This is a genomic window from Bradyrhizobium sp. AUGA SZCCT0158, assembly GCF_018130065.1.
Taxonomy (GTDB): Bacteria; Pseudomonadota; Alphaproteobacteria; order Rhizobiales; family Xanthobacteraceae; genus Bradyrhizobium.
This window is the reverse complement of sequence record NZ_JAFCME010000057.1, coordinates 1-8,083: the sequence shown is the minus strand read 5'-3', so window position 1 is coordinate 8,083 and position 8,083 is coordinate 1. Positions and strand designations below refer to the sequence as shown.

7 protein-coding genes are annotated in these 8,083 nt (G+C 59.2%); 4 read left to right on the top strand and 3 right to left on the bottom strand.

Annotation, left to right across the window (positions count from 1 at the left end; genetic code table 11):
• The 3 genes from JQ574_RS34670 to JQ574_RS35420 form a co-directional block, all read right to left on the bottom strand.
• The coding region (locus JQ574_RS34670) for a hypothetical protein (RefSeq protein ID WP_212215223.1) at nucleotides 1-338 on the bottom strand (338 nt) is incomplete at its 3' end.
• 90 nt (nucleotides 339-428) lie between these two features.
• Nucleotides 429-1,904, bottom strand: coding sequence for a DUF1254 domain-containing protein (locus JQ574_RS34665; RefSeq protein WP_212215226.1), 1,476 nt, complete (start codon nucleotides 1,902-1,904; stop codon nucleotides 429-431).
• Nucleotides 1,905-2,137: 233 nt separating this feature from the next.
• Nucleotides 2,138-2,395: a hypothetical protein gene (locus tag JQ574_RS35420; RefSeq protein WP_249119800.1), complete on the bottom strand. Its 258-nt coding sequence runs from the start codon at nucleotides 2,393-2,395 to the stop codon at nucleotides 2,138-2,140.
• A gap of 558 nt (nucleotides 2,396-2,953) precedes the next feature.
• Between JQ574_RS35420 and JQ574_RS34660 the strand changes: the two genes are divergently transcribed.
• From JQ574_RS34660 to JQ574_RS34645, 4 genes are all read left to right on the top strand, one after another.
• Nucleotides 2,954-3,985, top strand: coding sequence for a transporter (locus tag JQ574_RS34660; protein ID WP_212215229.1), 1,032 nt, complete (start codon nucleotides 2,954-2,956; stop codon nucleotides 3,983-3,985).
• A gap of 160 nt (nucleotides 3,986-4,145) precedes the next feature.
• A complete protein-coding gene (locus JQ574_RS34655) occupies nucleotides 4,146-6,095 on the top strand; it encodes a DUF3604 domain-containing protein (protein ID WP_409363453.1) in 1,950 nt (649 codons plus the stop codon).
• Nucleotides 6,092-6,952 carry a peptidyl-prolyl cis-trans isomerase gene (locus JQ574_RS34650; RefSeq protein ID WP_249119799.1) on the top strand — a complete coding sequence of 287 codons (861 nt, stop codon included), beginning with the start codon at nucleotides 6,092-6,094 and terminating at the stop codon, nucleotides 6,950-6,952. Before JQ574_RS34655 ends, JQ574_RS34650 begins: the two co-directional genes overlap by 4 nt.
• Entirely contained in the window at nucleotides 6,949-7,971 is a 1,023-nt protein-coding gene (locus JQ574_RS34645; protein WP_212296726.1) for a HupE/UreJ family protein, read from the top strand. Before JQ574_RS34650 ends, JQ574_RS34645 begins: the two co-directional genes overlap by 4 nt.
• The last annotated feature ends 112 nt before the right edge of the window (nucleotides 7,972-8,083 follow it).

The following is an 8,083-nucleotide window of genomic DNA, read 5'->3' as shown; positions in this document are numbered from 1 at the left end:
CCCATTTGGCCCGGTCGTGGCAAGGGCGAACTCCCCATGAAGGTCACGCGGATTTCTTCCGGCTGCACCTCTTCCGTACCCGGGGTCCAGTTGGCTGCGCTCTTCAGCCACGGCATCGGTGCGATGCCGTCAAACATGAGCCCTTCCTTCCAGCGTCCGAGTGGTCGGCCGGCCGTGGCGATATCCTGCAAGATCTTCGGGTCTGCCTGAAACCCCTTCTTCTCAAGCTCCTGCAACTGCTCTGGGGTCATCGAGAGGCTGGGCACCTGTGCAGGAGATACCGACTTTAGACTGATCATCGCCACGACTATCAGAATTGTCCGCGCCGGGATTTTCATTTATTCTCTCCCTTCGTGATGGCACTCAGTCAGAAACGGAAGAAACCCCGGAGAGTACTGCGGGCTAAGTCGTCCGCTTCCCATCGAAAACTACTTTGTCTCCCGCGCCGTCGCGACGACAGGAGGAGGCGCCCACTTCTGCTCGATGATCTCGGCGCCGGGCATGTAGGTCCGCAGGATCAGAAAAAATGCGCCGTTCTGTGTGCTCGGCAGCCAGTTGGACTCCTTGTCCTTTCCCGGTGAGGTGCGCTGGATGTAGAGGGTCAAGCCGCCGTCGGCGTCCTTCTTCAAGCCTTTGGTGCGATCGCCTATTGAATAGCGATTGAGTGGGTTGTCCGTGAAGTTGAAGGTCTGGTCATACATCGTGAGCGACCAGAAGGCGTTGACCTTCGGCAGTTGGCCGGGGGCGAACCGGATCGTGTAGTTCTTCCCGCTATCGAAGGTATGTCCTGCGCCGTCCTTCGTCGTGTTGTAGTAAACGGTTTCCTCCAGCTCATTGGAGAGGATGCCGCCCATCGCCTGTATCGAGGCACGCAGCAGAAAATCGTCCACGAGCCCGGCGCGCCCTAAAGTGCGAGGCGGAATGTTCCAGTTATTGACCTGCCTGCCGAGTTGGCCCGAATCGATGGCGGCTTTGATTAATCGTCGGCCATCGACTGCGGCGCGTGTGAGTCCGCGCTTGGTCGCGTCGTCCATTTGATCGATGTCCTGCCCGGGACCGACGCCAATCCTTGCGAACAGTCCGACCAACTTGTCCAGGCGCGCTTCGGGCGGATTCTCGGTCATCGCGCGGTTCATGGTCCGCCACTCGGCGAGTGGATCGGTTTTCGGATCGAAGGGTTGCCAGACGTCGCGGCTCGCCGGCAGCATGGCGTCCTTCTTTCCCCATAGGCTGAGCGGAATCAGGGAGTACTGATCCTGCAGCGCATTGACCGTCTTCGCATCGGCCGGGCCGTCGATCAGCGTCCGTGCGAAGATCAGCACGGTCGGTGTCAGCGACGGAGCCAATGCGTTAACCCCCTCCGGCAGTTCGCCCTTCCAGCCGGGGCCGACGATGGCGAAGCTTCCAGCCCTGCCGCCCGTGGTGCGTTTGCCAACGTAGGCAAAATTGTCCGAGTCCACGCCCGCCAATTCAAATGCGAAGTAGCGGTCGCCCATGTCCGGATGTGAAAGGATCAGCGGCTCCTTTCCGACGTCGAGCCAGGCCGTCGAATAAAGCGTGTCCTGATTGGGCGAACCGCCGCCCCGATAGGACGCATCTGCCAGCGCTCTCACATGGCTGAAATGATTGATGGGTGCATACAGCGGTAATTCGCTAGAGGACTTGGGCCGGGTGACCCAATCCGCCCGCAGGCTTGGTAGATATACGTAAGGAAAGCCGAAGATATAGGCCTGTACACCCAGCGTGTAGGCGTACTGCTCCCGCCAATCGATCTTGCCGGCCGCTTGCACATCCGTTGCTTCTGCTCCAGGGCGTGCGGTCTGCGCCAATGCTAAGGAACCGAAAAGCGTTACAGCCAAGATCGTTATCAGCAGCAGGGCCACTCGTCTTGCTTTTGCAATCATGTTCCCTCCGCAAAGCCGTAGCCCGGTCAGGCGCCTCACAATCAGCCCTGTGAGGTGAAGGCTATCGGTCAACACCGTCGCTGCAGTAGGCGAAAGCAAACGGCAGCGCAGATACTTCGCTTGCACAACATGGACAAAGGCGGGCCATTACGTCCGTCAGCTTCGGCCAACGACGAACATGCAGTCTTGCAGGTATTCGCCCGGATGCATCAACGCATGACTCTTCGGGAATATCAGCGCCTGCCGACTCGATTTACCGGACCGCCACGATTCATCGGCGTTCCTGCCCGCACTCCGACACCAGGGGCACCGAGGCCGGGAGTTACCACCGCTCGCGCGACAGGTCGCGGCCGCAGCACGACGCCGGGCCTCACGATGCATCCAGCCGGATACGAAACGTATTGGCAGTACACTACGGCACTGGCCGGTACACTGCCTGCGGCCATGAACCCAGTGCTCAGTAGCGCCGATAATGCGAACCGAATCTTCATCCTGACCTCCTCTGTTTCGCCGACTGATTTAGCCGGAGCCTTTCTCGGTCACTGCTTTTTCTTAATGCCCTTCTCGGGTTCGCAAGCCCTAAAGACTTCGAAGACTTTTCGGCAACGCGTTGCTAACTGAGCGCAGAGTTGGCTTTAGAAGATCGATATAACTGTCGCGATCCGCGTACATGGGCCTCGCAAGATCAATAAGCCCGCAGGAATAGATTAAACTTCTTAGCGGTCTTGAGTTACCTTTCGCCTTGGCCGAGTTTGCGTCGAAGGAGACCAAATAGCAAATGGTGCTTCATAGCTGGGTCAGCGCGATGCTTGCGGACCGCGGTTTGCCGCCAATCTGCACGGCCTCAATGGTGCAATGCCAGAGGGCCTGGCTCAATCGGTCTTCACTAAGTGGCTTTCGAGCAACATCAAAGCGCGACGTTTCCGCCAATCCGTTTTTGCATTGCACTGACATGCGGTCAGGCATTCAATCCATGTCCAGACATAACTCGCTGCGGGGGATGCGACATGGCACATGGGAAATCCCAGCTAAGGACAGGTCGCTGGCTCATGCATGCCGGTCTCGGCGCCGCCGCGCTGACGGTCGGCACGCTGTCCGGGCCGGTTCATGCCGATCAAGCCGGGGTATCGTACTGGGTCCCCGGCCGCTTCGGCAGCCTCGCAGCAGCGCCGACCGTGCCCGGCTGGTCGATGGCGGAGGTGTATTATCACACCACTGTCGGGGCGTCGGGCGCTGCGGCGGCTGCAAGAGAAATTCAGATCGGCAGAATCCCGGCGACGGTCAATGTCGATCTGAATGTGAACCTGAAGGCGCAGGCCGACCTCATTCTGCTCAATCCCACTTACACCTTCGGAACGCCTGTCTTGGGCGGACAGTTGGCCATTGGCGTAACTGGCTTGTTCGGGCGGTCGAGCGCCAGCATCGATGGGACGCTGACGGCGGCGGTCGGACCCCTTTTCGCGACTCGAACTGGCTTCCTAGGAGATTCGATCACTTCCGTCGGTGACCTCTATCCGCAGGCGACGTTGAAGTGGAACGCCGGCGTGCACAACTTCATGACCTATGTAACGGGCGACATCCCCGTCGGCGCCTACGATTCCAGCCGCCTTGCCAATCTCGGCATCGGTCACGCCGCCATCGATGGCGGCGGCGGCTACACCTACTTCAATCCAGCAACGGGGCATGAATTCTCGGCGGTCGCGGGTTTTACCTATAATTTCAAGAACAAGGATACGAATTACCAGAACGGCATCGATTTCCACATCGATTGGGGTGCTTCGAAGTTTCTGTCGAAGCAGGTGTTCGTAGGTCTTGTGGGGTATGGATATCAACAGATCACGGACGACTTCGGCGCCCATCCGATCCTGGGCGGCTTCCGGTCGCGTGTTCTGGGAATCGGGCCGCAGATCGGGTTCCTGTTTCCGGTAGGCGACATGCAGGGTTATCTTAACCTGAAAGGTTACGGCGAGTTTGAAGCCGCCAACCGGCCATCAGGTTGGAATACCTGGCTGACATTCTCGATCTCGCCGATGGCGCCCACCAGCACTGTGGCCCCCACCCGCCGGATCGCTACCAAGTAATGGACCATATGGCGTTCTCGGACGGAGGCGCCGGTTACGGCAACTCCGGAAACGGTAGCATGCCTGACCATATAGAGCTCTGCGCGCTTCCCAGCGGTTTCGGGAAGGCCTAACATCGCGATAGCTCGAAATTTATTAAAGCCAATTCTTAGGGGCACCTATGATGATCCGTTTGCCTTCGATTTCCGCAGCCACACTTGCCGCCATTTGTGCCGCAAGCATGTTTGCAACCACGGTGGCCGCGGAGGATGTGACGACGGACATCGGCACGTTCAGCAAAGAGACTGCCGATAAGGTGTTTCCGACGAAGCCGCCTTATTCACCCTATGCCGGGCGCAATTTTCCGTCGCGGCCCTACTTCGGCGATACGCACACACACACCTCGTACTCGATGGACGCGGGCGCGTTCGGCGCGCGCCTGGGTCCAAAGGACGCTTACCGCTTTGCCAAGGGCGAGGAAGTAATTGCTTCAAGCGGTCAACGCGCCAAACTTTCGCGACCGCTGGATTTCATGGTGGTCGCGGATCATTCGGACGGCATGGGCTTTTTCCCGCAATTGATGGGGGGCGACCCAGTCCTGTTGGCGACGCCGCAGGGTCGGAAATGGTTCGACGAAATCAGTACCGGTAAAGGTGCGCAGGCGGCCGTTGATATCATCACCAGCTTCGGCAGGGGCCAACTGCCCAAGGGATTCCCCACGCCGGGGACGCCGGCCTATCGCAGCGCCTGGCGCGAAACGATCAAGGCCGCCGACGAAGCCAATGAGCCCGGCCGATTCAGTGCTTTCATCGGTTATGAATGGACCTCGGGCGAGGGCGGCAACAACCTTCATCGCAACGTCATCTGGCGCGACAACGGAGCCAAGGCGAGCCTTGTCGAACCCTTCACCACGCAGCCGCCGCTCGGCAGTGCAAACCCCCGTGATCTATGGAAGTGGATGGCGATGGTTGAGGAAAAAACCGGCGCAGAACTTCTTGCGCTGGCCCACAACGGCAACCTGAGTAACGGCCGGATGTTTCCAATCATCGAGTCCTTCAATGGCAAACGAATCGACCGCGAATATGCGGAGAGCCGCACCCGCTGGGAGCCGCTCTACGAAGCCACCCAAATGAAAGGCGATGGCGAGACCCACCCATTTCTTTCGCCCAACGATGAATTTGCAAACTTCGAACGTTGGGACAAGGGCAACCTCGACCTGACCGAAGTGAAGAAGCCGGAGATGCTAGAATTCGAGTATGTCCGGTCAGCACTCAAGAACGGGCTCAAAATGGAAGCCGAACTTGGCGTAAACCCTTACAAGTTCGGCCTGGTCGGCAGTACCGATGCGCATACCGGACTCGCGGCGGTCGAGGAGGACAATTTCTTCGGCAAGACAACTTCTGCCGAACCGAGTGCCGGCCGGGCGACGCATCCCTTCGTCAAGACCAATATTGCCGTCATCATGGGTTGGGAGACGACGGCCTCCGGCTACGCTGCGGTATGGGCAACTGAAAATACCCGTGAAGCGATTTTCGACGCCATGAAGCGGCGTGAGACCTACGCCACCACCGGGTCGCGCATGGCGGTTCGCTTCTTCGGCGGCTGGGACTTCGAGGCTGCCGATGCCAACAACCGCACGCCGGCGCGAATTGGCTACACCAAGGGCGTGCCGATGGGTGGCGATTTGAGCGATGCGCCAACGGGAAAATCGCCTTCGTTCCTTGTAGCCGCATTGAAGGATCCGATCGGCGCAAATCTCGATCGCATCCAGGTCATCAAGGGCTGGGTTGGCAAGGACGGGCAGCCGCAGGAGCGCATCTATGATGTCGCAGTGTCTGGAGGCCGCACGATCGACGCCGACGGCCGCAGCAGAACATCCGTCGGCAGCACGGTCGATGTCGCAAACGCGACATGGACCAACACGATCGGCGCGGGCGAGATGATCACGGTATGGAAGGATCCCGATTTCGACCCAGCATTGCGCGCGTTCTACTATGTGCGGGTGATCGAAATTCCGACGCCGCGCTGGACGGCTTATGACGCAAAATACTTCAGTGTCAAAATGCCGGCGGAAGTCAGGATGACGACCACCGAACGCGCCTACACCTCGCCGATCTGGTACACGCCTTGATCGCTCGGCTGCTGAGAGAGCCGTTATTTCAGTTTCTCGCGCTTGGTGCGACGCTATTCGCGCTTTACGGTCTCGTCGGCAAGCGAAATGCAGAGGCTCCCGAGAAAATCGTGGTTTCCGCCTCGCGGATCGCCAACCTCGGCGACGGATTTGTGCGGACATGGCGGCGGCCGCCGAGCGAGCAGGAACTGCAGGGCCTGATTGAAGACTACATCCGCGACGAAGTCTTCTACCGCGAGGGCAGAGCGGCCGGGCTCGACCGAGACGACGTCATCATTCGTCGTCGCGTGCGGCAGAAGATGGAATTTCTTGCCGCAGACATGCCTGAAGCGAGCGACGAGCAGCTTGCCGCTTACCTCGCGTCCAATCCGGAGCGCTTCAGATCCGACGATCAAATCACATTTCGTCAGGTCTTCCTGAGCGCCACGCGGCGCCCCAATACCATCGAGAGCGACAGCAAACAGGTTGCGAGCGTCCTAGCTGGTGCCGACGCGGCTGTAGATACGACGACACTCGGCGATCCCTTTCTGCTTGGCGAGGAGTTTCGTGGCTTCTCGGCAACAAAGGTAACCAACCAGTTTGGTGAAAGGTTCGCCAAACGGGTGCTCGCGATGGAAAACGGGCGCTGGCAGGGGCCGGTTTCTTCGAGCTTTGGACAGCATTTCGTCTTTATCAGCAAACGAGTTTCCGGCAGCTTGCCGCCGCTCGATGATGTCCGGCCGGCCGTCCGCCGAGAGTGGGCGAACGCGCGGCGCCTTGAGGCAGAACAGAAGCTGTATGCCTCGCTACGGGAGCGCTACGAAATCGTGGTGGAAGCGCCTCCTTCCAAGGCGGCGTCAGCCGACGTTGGTCGATGACCCGTTTTCGTTTGTTCATTGCTGTTCTGGCGGTGCTGCTGGCGCAACCCGCGATCTCGGATGAACTTCGGCCCGGCTATCTGGAAATGCGCCAGACCAGCTCCGGCGAGTATAATTTGCTTTTCAAAATCCCTGCGCGCGGGGAAGACTTGCGGCTCGCGATCTACGTCAAACTGCCCGAGGGCACTCAGGATGTAGGGCCGCCCCGTGCATCGTTCAGCGACGGGGTCTATGTTGAACGCCGTACCATTCGGCGGGAGGGAGGATTTATAGGGCAGCCGGTATCCATCAACGGACTATCGGCCACATCGACCGATGTACTGGTTCGGATCGAAAGCCTTGCCGGCGCAGTACAGACCGAACGGCTTTCTCCAACGAAGACGGCATTCATCATTCGAGCCGTGCCCGGCGCTTGGGAAATCGCAGCGACCTACCTGCATCTGGGTGTCGAACACATTCTTTTCGGCTTCGACCATTTGCTGTTTGTGCTGGCGCTGGTGATTCTCGTACGAGGCTGGGGGCGCGTGGCCATTACGGTTACGGCATTCACGATCGCGCACAGCATTACCCTCGCAGCGGCGGCGCTGGGCTTTGTGAATGTGGCGGGACCGCCCCTGGAGGCAACCATAGCGCTCAGCATCATGCTGGTTGCGGTCGAGATTCTGAACGCCCGCCGTGGGAAGCCGAGTTTGACCGCGCGCCTGCCATGGCTCGTTGCCTTCTCCTTCGGCCTCCTGCATGGCTTTGGATTTGCCGGCGCGCTGGCTGAGGTGGGATTACCTCAACATTCGATCGCCGTTGCGCTGCTGTTTTTCAATGTTGGAGTTGAGATTGGACAGCTCATTTTCGTTGCCGCAGTCTTGTCGTTGATATCCCTGTTACGCTTTGTGGCGTCAAAACTATTGGAGCCTGCGCGTATACAGCCATCACTCGACCGGCTCGATGTGACCGTCGCCTACGCTATAGGCATCATGGCGGCCTACTGGCTGGTTGAGCGTACGACGGCCTTTTTTGTGTAGGAGGCACGCCGCGTAAGAGAACGATGTCCGCTTCGGGTCTTGGCCGTGTAAAAACACCCTTCCAAGGAAGTCGGTGAGAAGCCAGGACCGGTTCGGTCTCACGCCGCGATCG